This window comes from Methylobacterium durans, assembly GCF_003173715.1.
Taxonomy (GTDB): domain Bacteria; phylum Pseudomonadota; class Alphaproteobacteria; order Rhizobiales; family Beijerinckiaceae; genus Methylobacterium; species Methylobacterium durans.
On the sequence record NZ_CP029550.1, the window covers coordinates 6150220 to 6169803 of the forward strand.

The 19584-nt window shown below is 63.8% G+C and carries 30 protein-coding genes; 17 read left to right on the forward strand and 13 right to left on the reverse strand.

Annotated features, from left to right (window positions below):
- Positions 1 to 37 precede the first annotated feature (37 nt).
- Positions 38 to 313 carry a DUF6522 family protein gene (locus DK389_RS28855; protein WP_109896936.1) on the forward strand — a complete coding sequence of 92 codons (276 nt, stop codon included), beginning with the start codon at positions 38 to 40 and terminating at the stop codon, positions 311 to 313.
- A gap of 345 nt (positions 314 to 658) precedes the next feature.
- On the opposite strand, the gene DK389_RS33160 is transcribed toward DK389_RS28855, so the two are convergent.
- From DK389_RS33160 to DK389_RS33165, 7 genes are all read right to left on the reverse strand, one after another.
- A complete protein-coding gene (locus tag DK389_RS33160; RefSeq protein ID WP_162560938.1) occupies positions 659 to 820 on the reverse strand; it encodes a hypothetical protein in 162 nt (53 codons plus the stop codon).
- A gap of 8 nt (positions 821 to 828) precedes the next feature.
- Positions 829 to 1116: a hypothetical protein gene (locus DK389_RS28860; protein WP_109894935.1), complete on the reverse strand. Its 288-nt coding sequence runs from the start codon at positions 1114 to 1116 to the stop codon at positions 829 to 831.
- A gap of 260 nt (positions 1117 to 1376) precedes the next feature.
- A complete protein-coding gene (locus DK389_RS28865) occupies positions 1377 to 2165 on the reverse strand; it encodes a hypothetical protein (protein ID WP_109894937.1) in 789 nt (262 codons plus the stop codon).
- Positions 2166 to 2175: 10 nt separating this feature from the next.
- The gene (locus DK389_RS28870) at positions 2176 to 2838 is read right to left on the reverse strand and encodes an FkbM family methyltransferase (protein ID WP_109894939.1); all 663 of its coding nucleotides are present in this window, start codon (positions 2836 to 2838) and stop codon (positions 2176 to 2178) included.
- A gap of 108 nt (positions 2839 to 2946) precedes the next feature.
- Complete coding sequence (gene nusG, locus DK389_RS28875) at positions 2947 to 3819, reverse strand: transcription termination/antitermination protein NusG (RefSeq protein WP_109894941.1); 873 nt, start codon at positions 3817 to 3819, stop codon at positions 2947 to 2949.
- Between the two features lie 42 nt (positions 3820 to 3861).
- Positions 3862 to 4563, reverse strand: coding sequence for a metallophosphoesterase (locus tag DK389_RS28880; RefSeq protein ID WP_109894943.1), 702 nt, complete (start codon positions 4561 to 4563; stop codon positions 3862 to 3864).
- Positions 4564 to 4767: 204 nt separating this feature from the next.
- A complete protein-coding gene (locus DK389_RS33165; RefSeq protein WP_162560939.1) occupies positions 4768 to 5271 on the reverse strand; it encodes a hypothetical protein in 504 nt (167 codons plus the stop codon).
- A 48-nt stretch (positions 5272 to 5319) separates the two neighbouring features.
- Between DK389_RS33165 and DK389_RS28890 the strand changes: the two genes are divergently transcribed.
- Positions 5320 to 6021, forward strand: coding sequence for a helix-turn-helix domain-containing protein (locus tag DK389_RS28890; RefSeq protein WP_162560940.1), 702 nt, complete (start codon positions 5320 to 5322; stop codon positions 6019 to 6021).
- Position 6022: 1 nt separating this feature from the next.
- Here DK389_RS28890 and DK389_RS28895 read toward each other — a convergent pair whose 3' ends face one another.
- The gene (locus DK389_RS28895) at positions 6023 to 6289 is read right to left on the reverse strand and encodes a hypothetical protein (RefSeq protein WP_162560941.1); all 267 of its coding nucleotides are present in this window, start codon (positions 6287 to 6289) and stop codon (positions 6023 to 6025) included.
- Positions 6290 to 6642: 353 nt separating this feature from the next.
- Here DK389_RS28895 and DK389_RS34720 point away from each other — a divergent pair, with 353 nt between their 5' ends.
- The 5 genes from DK389_RS34720 to DK389_RS28915 all read left to right on the forward strand — a co-directional run bounded on the left by DK389_RS34720 (position 6643) and on the right by DK389_RS28915 (position 8236).
- On the forward strand, positions 6643 to 7005 hold the full coding sequence (locus DK389_RS34720; RefSeq protein WP_236960420.1) for a hypothetical protein: 363 nt from the start codon (positions 6643 to 6645) through the stop codon (positions 7003 to 7005).
- The gene (locus tag DK389_RS35070) at positions 7005 to 7130 is read left to right on the forward strand and encodes a hypothetical protein (protein ID WP_257791921.1); all 126 of its coding nucleotides are present in this window, start codon (positions 7005 to 7007) and stop codon (positions 7128 to 7130) included. The genes DK389_RS34720 and DK389_RS35070 overlap by 1 nt, the downstream gene beginning before the upstream one ends.
- 19 nt (positions 7131 to 7149) lie before the next feature.
- Entirely contained in the window at positions 7150 to 7617 is a 468-nt protein-coding gene (locus DK389_RS28905; protein WP_162560942.1) for a hypothetical protein, read from the forward strand.
- Positions 7618 to 7620: 3 nt separating this feature from the next.
- Positions 7621 to 7803, forward strand: a complete 183-nt coding sequence (locus DK389_RS28910) for a hypothetical protein (RefSeq protein WP_109894953.1) — start codon at positions 7621 to 7623, stop codon at positions 7801 to 7803.
- A gap of 91 nt (positions 7804 to 7894) precedes the next feature.
- A complete protein-coding gene (locus tag DK389_RS28915) occupies positions 7895 to 8236 on the forward strand; it encodes a hypothetical protein (RefSeq protein ID WP_109894955.1) in 342 nt (113 codons plus the stop codon).
- A gap of 349 nt (positions 8237 to 8585) precedes the next feature.
- On the opposite strand, the gene DK389_RS28920 is transcribed toward DK389_RS28915, so the two are convergent.
- From DK389_RS28920 to DK389_RS33170, 4 genes are all read right to left on the reverse strand, one after another.
- Positions 8586 to 8984, reverse strand: coding sequence for a hypothetical protein (locus DK389_RS28920; RefSeq protein WP_236960421.1), 399 nt, complete (start codon positions 8982 to 8984; stop codon positions 8586 to 8588).
- Positions 8985 to 9094: 110 nt separating this feature from the next.
- On the reverse strand, positions 9095 to 9334 hold the full coding sequence (locus DK389_RS28925; protein WP_162560943.1) for a hypothetical protein: 240 nt from the start codon (positions 9332 to 9334) through the stop codon (positions 9095 to 9097).
- 188 nt (positions 9335 to 9522) lie between these two features.
- A complete protein-coding gene (locus DK389_RS28930) occupies positions 9523 to 9879 on the reverse strand; it encodes a PilZ domain-containing protein (protein WP_109894959.1) in 357 nt (118 codons plus the stop codon).
- A gap of 95 nt (positions 9880 to 9974) precedes the next feature.
- Positions 9975 to 10145 carry a hypothetical protein gene (locus DK389_RS33170; protein WP_162560944.1) on the reverse strand — a complete coding sequence of 57 codons (171 nt, stop codon included), beginning with the start codon at positions 10143 to 10145 and terminating at the stop codon, positions 9975 to 9977.
- Positions 10146 to 10251: 106 nt separating this feature from the next.
- Between DK389_RS33170 and tnpC the strand changes: the two genes are divergently transcribed.
- Positions 10252 to 11529: an IS66 family transposase gene (tnpC, locus tag DK389_RS28935; RefSeq protein ID WP_109888666.1), complete on the forward strand. Its 1278-nt coding sequence runs from the start codon at positions 10252 to 10254 to the stop codon at positions 11527 to 11529.
- A gap of 256 nt (positions 11530 to 11785) precedes the next feature.
- On the opposite strand, the gene DK389_RS28940 is transcribed toward tnpC, so the two are convergent.
- Positions 11786 to 12022, reverse strand: a complete 237-nt coding sequence (locus DK389_RS28940; protein WP_109894961.1) for a hypothetical protein — start codon at positions 12020 to 12022, stop codon at positions 11786 to 11788.
- Between the two features lie 221 nt (positions 12023 to 12243).
- Here DK389_RS28940 and DK389_RS33175 point away from each other — a divergent pair, with 221 nt between their 5' ends.
- From DK389_RS33175 to DK389_RS28970, 9 genes are all read left to right on the forward strand, one after another.
- Entirely contained in the window at positions 12244 to 12669 is a 426-nt protein-coding gene (locus DK389_RS33175; protein WP_162560945.1) for a DUF4326 domain-containing protein, read from the forward strand.
- On the forward strand, positions 12659 to 12994 hold the full coding sequence (locus DK389_RS28945; RefSeq protein WP_109894963.1) for a hypothetical protein: 336 nt from the start codon (positions 12659 to 12661) through the stop codon (positions 12992 to 12994). The genes DK389_RS33175 and DK389_RS28945 overlap by 11 nt, the downstream gene beginning before the upstream one ends.
- Entirely contained in the window at positions 12954 to 14222 is a 1269-nt protein-coding gene (locus tag DK389_RS28950) for a site-specific integrase (RefSeq protein ID WP_109894965.1), read from the forward strand. The genes DK389_RS28945 and DK389_RS28950 overlap by 41 nt, the downstream gene beginning before the upstream one ends.
- Before the next feature lie 290 nt (positions 14223 to 14512).
- Positions 14513 to 15661 (forward strand): tyrosine-type recombinase/integrase, encoded by a 1149-nt coding sequence (locus DK389_RS28955; protein ID WP_109894967.1) that lies wholly within the window; start codon positions 14513 to 14515, stop codon positions 15659 to 15661.
- Between the two features lie 25 nt (positions 15662 to 15686).
- Complete coding sequence (locus tag DK389_RS33180) at positions 15687 to 16142, forward strand: hypothetical protein (RefSeq protein WP_162560946.1); 456 nt, start codon at positions 15687 to 15689, stop codon at positions 16140 to 16142.
- A gap of 161 nt (positions 16143 to 16303) precedes the next feature.
- Positions 16304 to 16588 (forward strand): helix-turn-helix transcriptional regulator, encoded by a 285-nt coding sequence (locus tag DK389_RS35815; protein WP_418292084.1) that lies wholly within the window; start codon positions 16304 to 16306, stop codon positions 16586 to 16588.
- Between the two features lie 31 nt (positions 16589 to 16619).
- A complete protein-coding gene (locus tag DK389_RS33185) occupies positions 16620 to 16964 on the forward strand; it encodes a hypothetical protein (protein ID WP_162560948.1) in 345 nt (114 codons plus the stop codon).
- A gap of 417 nt (positions 16965 to 17381) precedes the next feature.
- A complete protein-coding gene (locus tag DK389_RS28965; protein ID WP_109894971.1) occupies positions 17382 to 18620 on the forward strand; it encodes a reverse transcriptase domain-containing protein in 1239 nt (412 codons plus the stop codon).
- Positions 18621 to 18819: 199 nt separating this feature from the next.
- The gene (locus DK389_RS28970; RefSeq protein WP_109894973.1) at positions 18820 to 19479 is read left to right on the forward strand and encodes a metallophosphoesterase family protein; all 660 of its coding nucleotides are present in this window, start codon (positions 18820 to 18822) and stop codon (positions 19477 to 19479) included.
- The last annotated feature ends 105 nt before the right edge of the window (positions 19480 to 19584 follow it).

Consider the following 19584-nt stretch of genomic DNA (forward strand, 5'->3'; position numbering starts at 1 on the left):
GCCCGCCACTCCAGCCGAGCTGATGGAGGGTTTCCCCGTGCGCCTGGCATTCGATCTGAATGGCAATTGGCTCGTCGATGAGCATGAGCTTGCCGAGAAACTCAGTGCCGATGTGAAGGAGCTGCGTCGTCTGGACAAACTAGGCCTCGTCATTATCCGCATCGAAACTGGTTCTGGTAGCGACGAGGGCAGGTCCCGAGTGACAGTGCGAACTGAGCAGGCTGGCTGGGAAGGCATCTTCGACAAAACGGGCGCTTTGATCGATGAGACCCGCCTGCAGTCCCGGAAGCCGCTGAACGGGTTCGCTCATTAGGGCGGAGCCGGACGTGTCGTTGAGGGGCTGGCGCTCGGTGAGCGCCACGGACGCTCCCTCGATGCTGTGACGCTCGTCACAGAAGCCGCTCAGCATCCTCCGCATGAGCATCCAACCGACGGAGGCACTCATGCGACTTCTAACCCGAGCCCGGCCGCAGCGCGCGACCGCCACCCTTGTTGCTGTGGCCATCTCACTGGCGTTAGCTCTCGTCGTCGTCTCGCACGTGAAGGCGCGCAACGATGCCGGTACAGTGTTTCTGGAGTGGAACAGCGTTCGGGCGGTGATGTGAGCAAGCAGCGCAGGTGGCGGATGAGGAGATCGGAGAGGCGGGGCTGCCGGGCATTAGGAGCGTCCACCGATCAGCAGCAACACGATAGCGGCGACGATCAGGATGGTGACGAGACTGTAGCTCTCTTCTCGGGCGGCCCTGCTGCCGATGAGGCGCCCGCCACCCAGGATTATCGCGCTGAGGATCATCAGCAAGATCGCGGTGGGCGACATCAACTCGGAGCTCAATCCTCCGCTTTGGCAGGTCCGTAGAGCTTCGCAATGCCGCGGCGGTAATCCTCCAGCGTCATCTGATCGATCGCCTTGTCGACGGCTTTGTGAAGGCGATCCACCAGATCCAAGTTGTGCTGCTTGCCGCTTGGCAGGAAATGGCCATCGTCAGTCCAGTGCTGGACGCCGTCGATGCCTTCGAGGTGGCCTTCCCAACAGTGAGAGTTGCCACCTCGATCTGTCAGCGGGCCGGCGATCCGGCCATCACGCGTCCGATAGAAGCGATTTTCCTGCAGCTTCATCCTTCTCCAGGTGCGGCTGCTGGCATGCCTGTTCAAGGGCATGCGTCAGGAGAAGCAATTTGGCCACCCGCCGCGACGGATCGCAAGCTCTGAAATCGGGAAGGCTTCGCACTTGCGGCCCGACGTCCGAGGAGCTTCGGCGCTCAACCCGGCGGGCTTGGACTGCACGCGCCTTCTGCGGCCTTCTGTGCGGTCGAGCAAACAACTACAGGGAGGCTTGCATTGTTGCAAGCTCATCCTGTGGATTTCAGGAGTGCGGATCAGACGTGGACGACGGGCCCGATGTTTGAGCGATGCCCGGCAGGCAGCGACGCCAGATAGTAGCGCGGCGGCTCGTAGTGCTCCTCAGCCGAGCCAGGTGCCAGAAACTTACCCTGCGTCAGGTCTCGCCGGACGAAGAACGCGTTGACCCCTGCCAGGCAGCAGCCCACGAGATCGTAGCCCTTTTCGGTCCCGAGCTTAGCGAAAGCGCTCAGGCTGGCGCCGAAGTAGTTCGATCCGTCGTGGACCGCATGCGGCGAGTACGGAACGGAGATCGAGAGTGGCGGTAGCCAAGTCGCGTTGTACTCGATGATGACCACGCGTGGCCGAATGTCGGTGATGGCCTTCCAGATCCAGTAATCGTTGTAGTCGACATCGACGCTCAAGAGGTCGATTTCAAGCCCTCTCGGAAAGCGGGAGGCGATGACCTCATTGATGTTCTCGGCAGTGACGAAGGAGTTCGTCATCGTCAGAGCACCGCACTCGGTCCACGATCGATGCGTGTTCCGAACCGCAGCGCAGGCAGCCTCGTTTGCATCGATCCAAAGGCCGGACCAGCCGTGCATGAGCAGCCACGACGTGTTGCACTCGAGCCCGTCGTGAACGCCGAACTCGACGAAGCTCTTGTCCGTCGTTCCGATCCTGCGGAAGATCTCGGCGAGGATGCCATCCTCATCGCTCTGCGAGTAGACCTTGTAGCCGTGCTTGGTCAGGCGCTGAGGGTGTCGGTGACGCTCCTGCGCCAGCAGCTGCTCCCTCAGCGAAACGAGATAGGCGAGGTTATCCATGGCAACCGACCTACGCTTGCGCAGCCAGGATATCGTTGCGCACGTAGATCTGGTTCGGGTGGTGCGTCTCCCAGAGCGAGTACCCGAACTGCTTCATGTGCTCCTCGTAGGCTCCGTCGAGGAACAGGTTCTCGATGATGGCGACCTTCGGGCGATAGCGGTCCAGGCTGAAGCCCCTCAGCACCTCGACTTCCCAGCCTTCGACGTCGATCGCCAGGACATCGATCTCGCCGACCTCCGGTGCATGCTCCCGCATGATCGTGTCGAGCTTCCGCAGCTTGACCCTGACCGGCTCAACCTCGGTCTTGTCCTCGACCGTCTTCACGACCTCGGCGTAGCGGTCGCGAATACCGAGCGAGGACCAGGACTCGTAGCTGACCTCGCCGCCCATGTAGACGGCATCGATCGACTTCACGATGTAGAACTCGGCTTCGTCTTCGTCGTGATCGCTACAGGCGTACTGCAGGATCTCGTGACCGAGCTTCCGGTGCTCCTCGCAGAACACCGGATTCGGCTCGACCGCGATGATCTTCCAGCCGAGCGCCCGGAAGCTCTCGCTGATCGACAAGTAGTTCGGACGTGCGGCACCGACCTCGACGAGGACGCCGCCCTCTTTTGCGCCCTTGAAGAACGTTGACTGGACCAGCTTGTCGACGTCGTGCTCGGCGGCCATCCAGAAGCGTCCTTGTCGATTCGGGGATTGCGGCGCGACCATAGCGGTGCGTTGATCGGCCCGACAAGCTATGGTTGCACAGCGCCCTTACGACTTGGCCAAGCCATCTCAGGCGCGACTTCGTCTCTCGGCTTGTGCGGAGATCACTCGCTCCTGCCGGCGGAGACGGCGCTCCTCGATCGCGCGCCAGTCGACCTGCCTGCCTTGAGCCAGAGCCATTCCTGAATAGGGCTCAGCCCGCGTGAGCGGCGTCGGGCCGACTGGATCAGTAGCGACGTCGCGGGACAGGTTCTCGACCTGCTCCAGCGGGACGACGACAAGCGTCGAGCGGCCGAAGATGTCAACGAGGGCGCGGACGGTACCGCTACCGCTGTCGGCCTCGGCGACGCCGCTGTAGCTCGTGAAAGGACCGCCGACCACCTTCAGGCGGTCCCCTGCTCTGAGTGCTGGGCCGGAGAGGTCCGGATTGCGCTGCATCTCGAGAGCGCGCCTGCGGCGCTGATCGAACCAGCCGTCGCGCTCTTCCTGGGCGAGCTGCTTGAGGGTGGCGGTGGGGATGCGGCAGGGCTGGCCATCGTTCATCACGATCCCGGCGATGCCGAAGACGTTGCGCCCGTCGCGATGCCGCTCCCGGAGGTCGTACCAGATCCGCGAGCCGGTCGGAACGCAGAGGAAGACGTAGCGCGGCAGCATCGCCCGCTGCACCTCGCGCTTCACCTTCTGCTTGAGGCGAACCTCGTCGAGCCACAGCGTCTCCATCGGGACGTAGGCGACGAGCCCTGCATCCATGAGCGCGTTGAGCGTCCGGCGCTCGCCCCGCGGTCCGCAGGTGACGGCGTACCAGCTCTCTTCGTCCCGGTCCTCAATCGCGGGCGGCAGGATGCGATCCTCGTCCTTGATAGGTACATCGTTCGTCAGCGGCACCGTCACGAAGTGCGTCGGCGTGAGGCTCGGCTTGAAGCGGCGGGCGGTCTTGGACATGGCGGCTAACCTCGATACGCGACGAGAGGAAGGGGATGGCGGTCAGGACTCAGCGGCGTCCTGGCAGGCCAGTTCGTGCGGCTCGCCGATGATCTCGATCAGCTCGACCGGCCCGCCGGGCACATCGTCTTCGAACACGCCGATCACGAGCCGGCCGGTGTACCAGGCGAAGGTGTCGAGGTCGGTTCGGCCGGCGTAGAGCTTGGGCCCGTCGGCGAACTGGTGATGACCATGGACGACGTGCAGGTCGCCGTGGCCGCCCGCGAAACCTTCTGGATAGAGCATCCAGAGGCACTTCTTCTCGCTTTGAAGCTCCAGGGCGACCATGGGGTCGACCCCTGCGTGAACGAACAGGCGGCAACCATCCCGGAACAGGATCGTGAGGCGGTCGAGCCAGTCCAGATGCTCGCGAGGAACGACGGACAGCTCGACGTTCCCTGCCGGTGGGTGGCCGTAGGAGAGCAGGGTCTGGGCGCCGCCATTCTCCATCCACCATCCGACCGAGGCACGCCCTCGGCAGACCTGGACCATCATGTCCTCGTGGTTGCCCTTAAGGGGGAACCACTCCTGCCCTGGCGGCGGGCCAGCCATCAGGGACTCGATGATCTGCCGGCTCTCGGGCCCGCGATCGACATAGTCGCCCGTGAATACGACCGCGCCGCCGCCGCGCTCGGTGATGGCGGCGATCGCTTTCGTGAAGAGGTCGAAGCGGCCGTGCAGGTCTGCGATGGCGTAGGTGGGCATGGGGAGATCTCGGTACGCGACGAGAGGAAGGGGGGCAGCTAGGATGCGGCTTTCGGGATGACGTGGACGCGGAGGACTGGCGTCATACCCTTCCAATAGTCCCGGCACTGTCTCGCGACTGCTCGCGCTGCGGCTCGCGATCGGTTCTCGAAGCCCAGCCACAGCCGCCCATTCGGCAATCGGTAAAGGTTGTACCAGCGGCGCTCACGCATCGGCGTGCTCCTTCTGCTGAGCCGCACGTCTCGCCGCCTCTCGCGCGCGGAAGCGGTCATTCGCCCGGCTCATCTCAAAACGCTCGGCCGCGATCTCCTCGTCGGTGCGCTGCGCGATGACGTTGCTGCGGCCCATGTCGGCCTTCAGCTGCTCCCAGCGGGCGACGGCTTCGCGGCGTTCGTCCTCGGTGGTCTCGTTGTTGACGAGCTCGGCGTCGAGGATGGCGCTAATGCGCGCGATCTCGGTCTCGATCTCGAGCGTGATGAAAGCGCACTCGGCGTTGATGTTCTGCGGTGACGGCACGCCCCGGCCGTTCCAGTTGCACTTCCAGCCGCCCTTACCGAACCGGCGCCGGGCTTCCTCAATTGCCCAGGTCGGCTGTCCTTCAAGATGCTGCGCGTAGACGGCGAGCCGAGCAGCGCGATCGCGGCCTGGATAAGAGGCTGAATGCTCATGCCGCCGGGTATAACCACTAAGGTTGTTGGTAGTCAACAACCAAGTTATCCGAGCGTTCCAACTACCGAGGTTTTAGACTGCTGCGCTATGACGTGGCACGACCTCATCCGTGAAGCGCGCGAGGCTCAAGGCCTCAGCCAAGCTCAACTCGCAAAGGCCGTTGGCGTTTCTCAGGCGACGATCAACAAGATCGAGAACGAAAGCCCGCAGTCCACGCGAGCACTGCACGCGCTGATCGCAGAGTTGAAGCTCGATCCGACATCGTTCCCACCAGAAGCGTTTGGACCCGGCGTTGGGAATGCGCCAGCAATCACTCGACCGATTAAGTTTGCGGGCGGCAGTGGCCCCCTTCCGGAGTTTGCTCGCGACCCAGCGTACTGGGCGGCTGCGGCCGGCCTCGTGGGTGATGTGCCTCTCTACGCTGCCGCGGAGGGTGGCGAAGGCGCACTCCTGATCGAGCGCGATTCCATCGGTACTGTGAAGCGGCCACCCTTGTTGCAAGGCGTGAAGGATGGGTACGCAATTTATTTGGTCGGCGAATCGATGGCGCCAGAGTTTGAGCCTGGCGACATCCTGATGATCAACCCCAGATTGCCTGTCCTAGCGAACACCTCGTGCGTCTTTTACAGCACAAAAGCCGAAGAGCCCAGCGCGCTGGTAAAGCGATTCCTTAGTGCGACAGACGAGAAGTGGCGGGTCAAGCAGTTTCGCCCTGAGCGGGAATTTGAGTTGGATCGAGCTGAATGGGGCACGCGCCATCGGATTGTGACCAAGGATTTTCGCCGATAGGTCAGAACGGCAGGTCCTCCATGCTGTCGCCGATCGGCCGCCCATAGCTTGCCAACACCACCGGCTCGTCGAACTCACCGGTCGCCGGATCGCCAGTGCGTGCGAAGGCCAAAACCGAGACCTTGCGCTCCGATAGGCGCTCGGCGGTTTTCAGTGCGGATGCTTCGGTGAGCGCCTGAATGGGAGCGTCCATTCGCAGGCCTGCCGCTTCCTCCGAGAAGCTTTGCACCACATAATACGTCTTCTTGGACTCGGCCTGCGACGCCACTGGCGCCTCCTCAATGGTCTCTGACCGCACCAATGTTCCTGTTCTGTTCTCGTTCCTGTCAATCGCCTGCCCCTGGGGACGGCTGGGGATAAATACCAACAACCGAACCCGCTACTCGGGTTGTTGACAACCAACAACCCCAGTTGTAGTTGTTGCCCATCGCCACTACCGCGATGGAGTCCCGGATGTCTTCCCGCCGATCCCTCTTCTGGTCCGCCGCTCTTCGCGATTTGAAGGCTGACCGCGATCGCCCCGCCGTCGTCCGCGAGGAGTGCCTTCGGACAACTGCTAGCCTACCCGGCACGCCGGCTCTCGCGCTCTCGGCTTGGCGCGGCCGTTCCGGCAAGCGCTACGTGGTCAGCGTTCACTCCATTGCTGACGCGTCGCCCGATGACGTCGCTGACACTGTCGCCCTGGCTGTCCGACGCGACGAAGCGGGCCTTGCCCAACTCATTAGCGTCGCCCACGTCGGCAACGGCCCTCGCCTCTCGAGTGTCCTGAGCATTTTGGCGCAGATGGGCGCCACCGAGATGCACGTGCACCGGCTGGCCGGCAGTGCGGGCGAGCGCATGGCAATCGTTGGCGACTTGCTGACGCCCGAGAATCCGAACCAGCTCGCGATCTTCGACCGTGAGGAGAGCGGGGCCGACGCTGTCGCTGCCCGCGCCGCGCACGACGCTGCCGCCCATCGGTTCGCTATCGGCGGGAAGGCGTGATGCTCGCCGCCCTCGCGATCACCGCGCCCATGGTTGTCTGGAGCCTGACGTGGGCCGTCGGCAACCACTTCGTCGGTCGGCCGGCTGCCTCTGCGCCCGCCGCCGACATCACCCTCATCCGCTAACGCCGCCGGAGTGCCGCCGATGTGCGCGCCCATGTTCTACAACCACGACTACACGGACAGCCCGGCCATCGCGAAGCTGGAGGCCCTGCACGCAGCCGAGCGCCGGCTCCTCAACATCACGCTCCGCATCGCGGGCGGCCGCACCCGGTACGCCTTCCCGCGCCACAACGCGGACGCCGCCATCGCTCACGCGGTGGGCGAGGTCGAGCGCTACCGGCACGAGTTCGACCGCGCCCTGGCCTCCGACGCTGCCGGCGAACCCTACCGCCTGCCACCGAGCGCCGCCGGCTTGAAGCTCGCGCTGCAGAACCGTGTCACCCGCAACGAGGCCGATCGCGGCATCGGAGCCATGGGGCCCGTGCTGTTCGCGGCCCGGCAGGTCGATGCCGCGGACGCCGCCGAGATCAGCCTGACGGAGGTCTCGCGGGAGCGAGGCCGGTCGCTGGCCGATCTCGATGCCGGCTTCGCCTCTCCGGCGGGAGAGTGAGCCATGCAGGCCGATCTCCCGCACATCGCCCTGATCCTCGCCGTCCTGATCACGGGCATCGCCTGCGGCGTATTGGCGGCTCCCTTCGTCCGCGCGATCTGGCGCCAGCGCCGCGCTGCGGTCCGCATCATCGTCGAGGCGCCGAGCGGCGCGCCCTCAAAGACAACCTGTGCACCTCGGACGTGAGCAAGGACGAGTTCTCGACCCTGATCGAGCTCGTCCACGTCTTCGGCGCCGAGCGCGGCGTCACCTTCCACGACGAAGAGAGGGCCGCCTGATGCCGTTCAAGGACATCGGCACGACGAAGCGCAAGGCGATGCCCCGGCAGCGCATCCTGCGCATCTGGGAGGCCGAGGCGATCGGCGTTCCGGCCGACTGCCCGAACACGACGCAGGCCGTCTGCGACGTCGATGCGGATGCTGCGGCTCTGGCCGATGCCGCACGTCTCGTCGCCCAGGTCCGCCGCTTCATCAGCGATGAGGGGCACGCCGAGCCACGCGCGCCGCGCCTGCGGATCGTCGCCAATCCCACGCCCCGCCCCGGCATCTTCGCCCGCACGATGGCTGCGCTCGGCCGGCCGGCTGCTTCCGAGGATTGTGACGCTCGGAGGTCCGCATGACCGACCGCATCACGGAATTACGCCGCGTCTCCGATCTTGTTGCGACTGCCCGCGATCACCGGGGTGGGACGCGCCAGTCGTGGCCACTCCAGGCGACTTGGTCGCGCCGGCGGCGGTGTTGCGCGCCGATCCGCTTCAGCGGGGCCTGGGCTAAAGCCCTGAGCTTGGGATGGCGCGATCGATACTCCAAAGAACGCGAACGACATTGCGGCATGCCTCGGAAATGGATTTTGCGGATCTCTGCTTTGGAAAGACATGCCGAGATCCGCTTGTTCCTCCGACTCGCGTTTCGATCGGTCGCAATGGCGAAGGCCGCCGCATGACCCCCGCCAAGCACAGCGCCGGGGGCTTAATTTGGGCTGCCCTGAACAGGAGAGGCGAGCAACTCCATTCGGTTGATGGCTTCACGCAAGCCTTCGAATGCCAGCGCATTGCCGCGGAGATGCGCGACGGCCACCCTGCGATAGCTGATCGCGCCATTTGCGCCGACCTCTTGCACAAGGGCGCTGAGCGTCACGCGGCCAACGCCAGGGCCGGTACCGAGCGCGGGTGCTTCATCGAAGAAAAGGATCGGGGCATCCACAGCCCCTTCCACAGGCAGCTGGTTGATATCAGGGGCCGCGTTAACGGGCTGCGTCGGGTTTGCCACGGGCACATTTCCTTGATCGGTCAGCACTTGCTGATCAGCCGATCCTGGAATGATTTTTCTCCGACGCAAGGCAGCTTCCTTGCCGTCCCCGGTATTCACCACTCCACCCCCACCCGCCCGGGGGAGGCGCGGCCGTGAGCGCTCCTCTCATCATCGACAGCGTCGCGGGCGGCGGGCCGAAGCTGGGCTGCGCCAAGAGTGATCGGCGACTACCCAGACTTCTTGTCCCCGTCCTTGGCCTCTGGAAGCTCTTTCTCCGGCTGCCGGACACGAATAGAGCCCGTCGAATCGGGGTCAGCCGGCCGTACCCGCTCAGGCACGGTCTCATTGAGCGCGGGCATGTTCGGAGCTTGCTCGCGGCTTTGCTGCGGGGTGATAGGGGCCTGCGCGAGCGCGGGCACACTCAGCATTCCGATGATCAGGCTCATCGCGCTGATGCGCTTCATCATAGCCGTTTCCTCCATGTCTGTAAGGGAAGGACGGCTGACCACGCGCAGTTCCTGACTGCGGGCTTCCTCGTCGGCGCTATGCGTCCGGCGCTCGGGTTACCCGAGATCGCGAGGGCCGCCTGATGAGCGCGAATCCCTACCTCATCCAGGGCCCGGCCCTCATCAGCTTCAGCGGCGGGCGCGCGGTGTCATTCGCGACCCAGCAGTTCGGTGACCCTGGCGCGCAGCGCGGTACGGTCAGCCTCGACTTCTCTGAGCCTTCGTGCGTGCTCCTGCGCGGCCAGCTCTACGGCGGACTGCTTCAGGAATGTGACGCCGGCCTGATCAGCCTGCCGCCATGCCATCTGTACGCGGCGGGTTTCACCCATCTTATTGATCACAAGATCGAATTGTTCGGGCGCATTTATGGTGTCGCTGAAAATCAATCTTGCGCCACCATCAGACATATCTCGAATGAGACAGTCGATGGTAGAGCAGCGATTGTTGAACACAATTGTGGCGCCGATGTAGCTGCGGCGACGTGGCGTTCTGCGACGCTCCTGCATGGCGTTCTCTCCCAAAGCGGAACACGGGCCGAGATTAGGCCCCTGTTAAGCAAGGCAGTGGCCATCCCACTTCGGAGCAGGGTCGGGACGCGCGATCAAGCTACAAACGCGACGCCGATCTGCCGCCCGTCGCGCCAAATTTGCATGCTGTTGCGATCGAGGTTCAGGCCGGTCGCCACGACGCGGAAGCGGTCTGGTGGATGCGCATCAGGTTCCACCTCGATGAGCGCGCCTAGCTCTGAGACGTTCCAGATCAGGCAGTCCAAGCGTAATTACCCACGCGGTTTGAGCGCCAGGTTCGAAGGACGTGCGGCGGCGCGGGGGTCGTGCGGGGGCCTTGTGCGGGGCCGGTTTGGCTGATTCGTTCGTGGGATGGGCCGCAGCGATCTCGAACGTCTGAGCCGGGAAGAACTGATCGAGCTGGTGCTGCGGCTGCAGCGCCCGCAGAAGACCTCGCGCACCTCCTCAAAGCCGCCGTCCACCGACCGCAAGGAGCGGCGGGAGCAGGCCAAGCCCGGCGGAGCCAAGCCCGGTCACGAGGGCCATAGCCGTGTGCTGAGCGAGGATCCCGACGCGGTCGTCGATCATCGTCCGGATCGGTGCGCGTGCTGCGGCGGCGCCTTGCACGGGGACCTTCCCGCCGAGGTCGTGAGCGTGTCCGAGCGGATCGAGTTGCCCGCCGTGGCGCCGGTGGTGACCCGGCATCGGCGGCTGGCCGTGCAGTGCCCGTCCTGCGGGGGGCGCGGCGTCGCGCCGGTGCCGCAGGCCGCGCGGGGCACGCCGTTTGGTCCGCGGCTGCACGCGGTGGCGACGTATCTGAAGACCTTCCAGGCTCTGTCCTACGAGCGGCTGCAGGCGGCGCTGTCGGATCTGTTCGGCCTGACGCTCAGTCAGGGCGGGCTGATGAACCTGCTCCGCCGCGCGCAGGCGCGCTTTCGGCCCGGCCGCGAGGCCGCCGTCGCAAAGCTGCGCCGTGCCGAGGTCGTCGCCTCGGACGAGACCGGGGTGCGCATCGAGGGCTCGAACTCCTATCACTGGGTCTTCCACTCGACGGACGCGGTGGTGCACACAGCCTCGCCGACGCGCGGCGCCGTCGTGGTGCGGGAGATGATGGACGGGCACCGGCCCGCGGTCTGGATCTCCGACCGCTACACCGCTCAGCAGGGTCATGGCGTCCGCCACCAGACCTGCCTGGCGCATCTCGCCCGCGACGTGGCCTACGCCGTCGAGGTGAGCGCCGATCCGGTGCCACTGCGCCTCCAGTTCTGGCTGCAGGCCGTGTTCGCCCTGGCCGAGCGCGTCACCGATCTGGCCGCCTCGACGCTCGCGGCCAAACGGCGGGCGCTGGAGCGGCGGCTTTCCGACATCCTGTCCGCCCCGAGCCGCTGTGACCTGACCTACGAACTGCAGGCCAGGATTGGTCGGGCCCGCGATCAACTCCTGGTCTTCCTCGATCATCCCGGCACGGTCGCGGTCACAAACAACGGCTGCGAGCGCCTGCTCCGTCCCGCCGTCGTGCAACGGAAGATGACCAATGGCTACCGTGCGATGTGGGCCGCTACCGGCGAGGCCGACATCCGCACCGTCGTCGACACCGCCCGCCTCTCCGGCGCCAGCCCGTTCGCGACGATCCTCGCCACCGTCGCCTGAACGGCGCCCCCATCAGAGGCGTGGGTAATTACGTCCAAGCAATGCGGCTCTTCGTGGAAGAACAGCGTTCCGAGCCTGAAAGCATTTTTGCGAGGACAGTCTCGGCGTTCTTTTGACATCACGCCGCCTCGCTCCGCATTTAGTAAATCAATAATCACCGAAATATTAAAATACAATGAATGGGCAATCGTGGGATTTAAGAATGTTTCACCTTCCCAGCCTGCGATATGGGAGGCGCGGCCGTGAGCGCGCAGCCTCAATGCCCTGCCTCGTCGTCCAGCGCGGTGAGCATCACCCAGCCCGTGGTGTCGCGGGCAGTTCGGATTTCATTTAGAAGCCACGGCGCGACGCCGGCCGAGTGCGCCGCGTTCTCAAGATCAAGAAGCTCTCGGAACTGCCGCACACGGCCCATCATCGCAGACGGAATGTCCTCATCCAAAATCGCCAATAGGCGTTCGCTGAACGCACATGGCTGCTCGTCGGTATTACTCATAAATGATGCAATTCATCGGCTAAAGGACCCGATTTTTCGATTCTCAGACAATCGAATGCGGCGCCTGACACCTCATATGCCATGCGAAATCGGTGAGTTTCAATCATTCCGCACCGAATACTTAGGCGCCCGGCGGGCACAAATTGTCTCTAAAGGCTCCGCCCAATGCCCCCGTCCCACCCCAACGCTGCCCGGGCCGACGCGCCCGCAGGGAGGCTGGCATGAAGCCCGTCCGCCTTCAGCTGAGCCGCTATGCTGGCTTCAACCTGCAGGAGCACAGCCGGGCCACGAATGGGCTGCCGGCCGTGAATGTCGATCGCTCGACGCCCTGGGGCAATCCGTTCGTCGCCGGCAATGAATTTGAGGTAGCTGCCAACCCGATCGGCTGGGCAGACCTGCCGCCTGCGCCAGCCGATCGGAGCCCCTCCGGGGTGGAGACGCAAAGCGGCTCCATCGCAGACGAGAGCGCGGTGCCCGCGACCAGCGGGCAGGCGCCCGTCTGGCCCGATGGCTGCATCAAGCCTAACTCTTGCTCGCGACACAATGCTTGCATGTACGCGAGATCATCTGAGCAGTGTCAGTATTTCGGCAGGTCTATTCTTCCTCGTCCCGCCCTCGCTCAGAAAGGAGGGGTGGATGCCCCGTAGCATCCCGCCCCGGCCTACGGACATTCGGTTCAAGGTCGACCCGGGCGATATCCCACCGGAGAAGGTGGCGCGCCGGATGCACTTGTCAGAGGCGCAGTTCCGCGATTGCCTGCCGCGGCTTCTGGCGCGCGGATTCCCGATGCCGGATCCCGACACCGGCATGTACGATCTCGAGGCTGTCGACCGCTGGCGGCACCGCCGGCACGCTTCCCTCTTCCCGGAGCTTGCTGCAACTCTTCCGCCCGAGCCGGCCCCGCCGGCCAAGAGCCTGGGAGCGAAGTTCCGTGAGGAGCAGGAAGCGCGTCGGGGCGGTCGAGCTGCCTAGGTACGTCTGGAGCCGGCCGAACAAGATCGGGCGGCACTACTACAGCTACACCCGCCACCGCGGCCGCGACTGGGCGTGGCCCACGATCCCGATCCCGTTCGATCCGCAGACCCAGGAATTCTGGCAACGCTGCAAGCAGTGCGAGGCTCTGGAGGCGGGTCAGGATGGCGGTGAGTGGCGCTGGTCCTGGCGCGGGCCGAGCGGCCGCCTGTACCCCCTGCCCTCGCCCAAGGCGCCCGAGTTCTGGCCAGCGATCGACGATGCCGGGAAGCGCGACGCCTCGCGGGATGGCGAGGACCGGAAGACGTTCGGCGCGCTCGTCGAGGCCTACACCGCGCACAAGGCCTATGCTGACCTCGCCGACCTGACGAAGCGGGACTACGACCGGCACCTGCGCGAGATCGTGCGGATCTGGGGCGACGAGCCGGTCTCAGCGCTGACCGCAGTGGATGCCCAGGAAGCGATCGACAGCTTCCAGAGCACGCCCTCGGTCGCGCGCTACTTCCGCGCCGTGCTGTCCAAGCTAATCGGGTTCGGCGTGCCGCGCGGCTTCGCCACCGTGAACGTCGTGGCCGACACCGAGAAGGTCGAGCATGAGGTCGAGCCGCACGAGCCCTGGCCGGACTGGGCGTTCGAACTCTTCTTCGAGCATGCGCGGCCGGCCCTGCAGCTGCCGGTCTACTCGGCCCTCTACACCGGCCAGCGCTCGGTCGACGTGGTGCCGATGGCGCGCCCGGCCGCCGGCGCCAACGCGATCGAGCTCGTTGCGCGCAAGACCGGGAGGAAGGTCTTCGTGCCGATCCATTCCGAGTACCGCGAGATCTTGACGCGGACGCATCTCGACCACCCTGCCCTGCATCTGCGCGAGGGCGGCGAGCCGTGGACGCTGGCGGCCTATCGCACGGCTTGGCAGCGCGACTTCACCAGCGTGAACGCGAAGGGCACGCCGACATCGGCCCCGGCCGCGAAGAAGGCCGCGATGGCGCGCCTGCGCGAGGCCGGCCTCGTCTTCCACGGGCTGCGCAAGAACGCCGTGAACATGCTGCTGGAGGCCGGCGGCACCGAGGCTGAGGTATCGGCGATCGTCGAGATGTCCGAGCAGATGGTGCGGCATTACAGCCGCGACGTGAACAAGCGTCGGCTCGCCCGGAACATGATGCGCAAGCTCGAGGAGGGCTGGGCCGAGACGCGCCGCAACCTGTTCGGTGAAGGTGCCTCCGCGCGGTGAATGCACACACCAGGGCCGAAAATGCACACACCGCGCTGGCCGAGGCGGGTCTAAGATCAAGTAAGCCGTTGATCAGCAGAAGGTATTTGGTGAGCGCGCTGGGACTCGAACCCAGGACCTACAGATTAAAAGGAAGCAGGGCCGAGCATTTTAGGCCCTAGCAGCGTCAGGCACTTAGGTGTGACATCGTTTTAAATCAACGGTTTAAGTCCGACACTCGTGGACACGTCCGGCCATTCGTGCTCATCTGTTGCTCTTCTGAGTGCGGACACAGTGCGGACACCGGCGTTATGGCATCTCGGATCACCGAAACCCTGGTCAAGTCCCTCCCCTCCCCTGAGCGCGGCAACCGCATCACCTACGATACCGAGTTGAAGGGGTTCGGTGCCCGCGTGACTGCGGCGGGAGCCAAGTCCTTCATCCTCAACTACCGGATTGCAGCGCGTGAGCGGCGCTACACGATCGGGAGCTACCCGGAGTGGTCTGCCACGGCTGCCCGCAAGGAGGCGGAAGGCCTCAAGCGGCGGATAGACCTCGGCGAAGACCCGATGGCCAAGCGCTGCGAGGAGCGTGAGACACCGACAGTAGCCGACCTGTGCGCGCTCTACGAGGAGCGCCACCTCCCGAAGAAGCGGCCCAGTTCGCAGCGCGATGACCGCGTCTTCATCCGCAACGTCATCCTCCCGCGCTGGGGTCGCGAGAAGGTCACGGCCATCCGCCACGCGGACATTGAGGCCCTGCACCGTGAGGTATCGGCTCGTACCCCCTACCGCGCCAACCGCCTGGTTGCCCTGCTGTCGAAGATGTTCTCGCTCGCCGTCAAATGGGAACTGATCAAGGAGAACCCAGTCACCGGCATTGAGCGCAACCCGGAGAGGATGCGGACGCGTTACCTCTCAGGAAATGAGCTTCGAAGGCTGCAGGGAGCGCTAGATGCCTACAGCAACCAGCAGACCGCCAACGCGATACGGCTCCTGCTGCTGACAGGCGCGCGCCGTATGGAGGTGCTGTCGGCGACCTGGGATCAGTTCGACCTTGAGGCCGGCATCTGGATCAAGCCCGCCGCCTCCGTGAAGCAGGCCCGCGAGCACCGCGTACCGCTCTCTGCTGCTTCCCTGGATCTTCTCACGACGATGCGTAGCTCAAGCCAAGGTAGATGGCTGTTCCCCGGCAAAGTCACTGGGAAGCCGCTCGGTGACATCAAGAAGGCATGGGCGAGCATCTGCCGGCAGGCTGGGATTGAGAACATCCGGCTTCACGATCTGCGGCACAGCTTCGCCTCCTATCTCGCGTCGGCGGGCCACTCCCTACCAGTCATCGGCGCCTTGTTGGGACACACGCAAGCGCAGACGACCCACCGCTACGCTCACCTGCTTGATGAGGCATTGCGTTCTGCAACAGAACGCGTTGGAAGCATTTTCGCCAATGATGCAGAGTGAGATCCAAAGGGTACAGATGATAAAGGTGCTGACCCCCGAGCAAGATGGTCTGCTAGCACAGGCCTATATCCTGTGCTTAAGAGACAAGGCGGATTTCGAAAAAACCAAAAACCCATTCTTCGTGTTCTCGGCTATAAAAAAATGCCACACGTTCGGAGTAGTGCCTCCGGAGTGGGCTTTAGATTTCATCGGGAAAGCTACAGTGAGCATGTTTGAGGGGGAGCTTTCTCTCCCGGCCAGCAAATCGTCCCGCCGGGAGGTTGAACGAATAAGCAAATACTTTGGGTTTGGCGTAGGTAGAGGACGCACAGGTAGGTTCGCAGAAGGTTTTCAGCTTCTTCAGGACCGCCTGATGGACGAGCTTGCCGAAACAGAAAAGAAAAAGGTGGGCACAAAGAAATTCAGAGCGAAAGTAGTGCCGTCGAAATTGGGTGTGTCTCGTCAGACATTCGACCGCGCGGTCAAGCGGAGCAAAACTTAGCAGTGATACTGTCGGTTGGCTCGTAGCTCATTATCGGCTTCCTTCACCCACGAAATGCGCATTTCGTGGGAAATTTCCTTGACGACACTCACGCCAACTTATGCAAATTAGCAATCCGTCGCCGGCCACAGCCTGCCAATCAGCTCCAGTGGGGGACGGATGTGATCAAAATTTCCAAAGCAAAATTATCTGTTCAGACCCCTGCGACTGAGACGCCAAGTGCCGGCGGTGGACGTGAAGATTTCGTCAGCGGCAGGTACGCCACTGAGGATCAGGTTGCGAGCGCGTTGGGAGTTTCCAGGCGCACAGTCGCCCGATGGTGTCTCGCCGGACATGGTCCGCCACGGATCAAGATCGGCAAGGTGATCCTGTTTGATCTGGCCAAACTCCCAGACTGGCTAGCGATGTATGAGCGTCAGCCTGTTCGTCTCGAGCGCAGAAGCTAGTGCAATCACGTTCACGCCTCGGAGAAGTTGCATGCCGAAATCGGCGAACAACACAGGGGCTTCGGCGTCGCACACAAAAACTATCCCAGTCATTGCGCCTGAGGTTTTTGAGGGTGCCGGCCTTGCCTTGAGTGAAATGTCTCGCGAAATCGCGAATGTCCTCTTGAGTAAAGGGTACTTGGTCGGCTTCTCCTCAAGCGGGAAGCTGTTTCAGCTTGGCGATGGCACACTCGCCAGCAACTCCGAAGCTGGCGTTTACAGTGGCTTTCAGCTGCAGTCTGACGGCAGCATAGTGGAGGTCGTACGGGTGCGATTAGACATCGTTGGCGATCATCCAGCGCGAAGCAAGCTCATTGAGCCCGAAGTGTCTGTTTAGGTCTTTTTGGGAGACGCGACAGTAGGTGCCTCAGTAGCCCAGTTTAAGTGGGAGTAGCGAGCCGCTGCTTCATCGTTGGTGGGTGCGAGCAAGCTGCATGGAATTTTGAGTTCCTGCAGGCACCCGAGCATTAATTGCAAGGAAGTGTGACATGCCACGTGGACCACGTGCTCCGCGAAAGCAGCTTCGCGCCCTCGACCTGGAGGCAAGGCTCGCGTCAGCGGAGGCCTACGCTGCGAAACCAACTCTCCTCACCATCAAGCAGTTCGCCGCGATGGTGGGCCTCTCCGTGCGGCAAGTCCGGCGATTGAACGCGGCGGGCCAAGCTCCTGAACGCGTCCAGCACGGCCACAGGAAGAAGTACCGCCTTTCAGAGGCACAAGCCTGGAAAGAGGCGCGCGAGAAAGAAGCCGCCCGATGAACCAAGCCCGCATCAACTCCGCGGAGCAACGTGCTCAGCATCTGCTCGGTTCTGAGTTCGCCGGCGTGGTGCGGGATCATGCGGAGCGTCACGAGGAGAACCTGCGCCGCGTCGCGAAGGCTGCCGAGAGCGACAATCGGCGGAAGATCCGAGAGGCGCAGAACGTGGTGCTCACGTCCTTCTCGTCGAAGCTCGTCTGCCTGGTGCGGGCTATCAAGAAGCACCCGGACCTCACGGCGGGGTGGGTCTATGAGACGGCCGCGGGGCTCAGCGCCTACAAGGATCCGGAAGAGCCGGTCCGCACCTGGGCGCAGCCCAAGTCGTCGGGCGAGGGTTGGAGGCCGGTATGCGAGTTCGGGCCAAAGCGGCGGGCCCTGCAGCTCTTGGCGGGAGATGTTCTCACCGCCATGCACGGGGTCGAGCCGACCGACTACCTCACCAAGGGGCGGGGGGCAGATATCGCCTCCGATCACATCACCAGCTTGGTCGAGGCGGGGTATCCCTACTTCGTCCTCGCTGACATCAAGGATTGCTTTAGGTCCGTGCAGCACGAGAGCCTGAGGGATCTCCTAGGCCTACCGCAGCAGGTCATCGAGACCTGTCTGCTGATAGGTCCCGGGGTACCTCTGCTCTCTCTCTACCCTCAGGGGGATATCCCCCATTCAGTGTTTGACGGAGCGGTTCGGCAAGGACTGCCGCAGGGCTCGCGCTCCTCCAACCTCGTCATGAGCCTGCTGCTCGGACCTACGCTGAGGTCGATCACCTCGGCGGACCGCATCATCGTCCACGGTGACGATATCGCGGTTGCGGCTCATAGCGAGGAAGGAGGCAAAGCGTTGCAAATAGCCCTGTCTGCTGCTCTCGAGCAGCATCCAGCCGGACCGTTCCGCCTCAAACGCTGCGAGGTTGCCAACATCCACGCGGGGTTCGATTTTCTCAAGTACCGGCACCGGTGGGATCCCTTCACCGGGGCGGTCAAGCGTCGCCCTGCCGCGAAGAGCTACTATCGCTTCTACCAGCGGGTCATTACGACGGTCCAAACCGAACCGGTAGCACAGGCGATCAAGGAGATTGGTCCCTACCGCCGCTACTGGATCAAAGCCTTCCCACGGTGGAAACAGACGCCAGCTTCGAAGGTGCTGATGCAGCAGGAGCTGGAAGATCTGGTTCGGAGCCAGGCGCCCGGGAAATGGGCGCGTCTCCAGCGCGGGCGTGCGCCTGGAGGCTGGAAATAAGCCGAGCGGCTGGTCAGCCCTTGATGAAGCAGTGGTAAGGTGCCCGTTCGAACGCCCCATCCATTGGGATGTGCCTGGGAGAAGGGGCTAGGAAGGGCGTAATTCCAGGCCCCTGAGGCCGGGTGCTTCGTCCTTATCGGAACGAGCAGGTCCCGATCCGCGATACCTAACAAACCGGCGCACCGCAGACTGAGGGGCGATGGGCCTGACCTACGCGATCGGCGACATCCACGGCTGCTACGACCACCTGCGCGAACTGCTCAACCGGATCGAGGAGCATCGCGAGGGTCGACCGCGCAAGCTCGTCTTCCTGGGTGACTACATCGACCGGGGACCGGACAGCGCCGGCGTCATCAGCCTTCTGCGAGACCTGCAGGCGAGTGAGCCTGAGGACGTGGTCTGCCTGATGGGCAACCATGAGGATCTGATGATCCACGCTCACTCGGTACCGGGCCTGAGGATCAACTGGCTGATGAACGGTGGGGCAGCGACGTTGCAGTCCTTCGGCGTTGCCGGTCCCGAGGACCTGCCGGACGACGTGGTGCGGTGGGCCGAGAGCCTGCCGACCGTCTACGAGGACGCGCAACGCTTCTACGTGCATGCCGGCTTCCGCCCTGGCGTGCCGGCGCCGGATCCAGATCAGCATGCGCGCCTCTGGATCCGCGAGCCGTTCCTGACCGAGGACCACGACTTCGGGAAGTACGTCATTCATGGCCACACACCGCTCCTGGATGGTGAGCCGGACGTGCGCCGCTTCCGCACCAACCTCGACACAGGCTGCGTCTACGGCGGCGCATTGACCGCTGGCGTCTTCACCGACGAGCGTGCGGCCGCCATTCAGTTCCTCCAGGTCGGGTAGCCCTTGTTGGTGCGCCGTGGACCTGATCCCTCGAAGGTGAGGTGGCAGAGCTCGGTGGAAGAACGCGTTCCTCAGCGGCCTCGGAGGCTTATCGGGTGCGCTGAC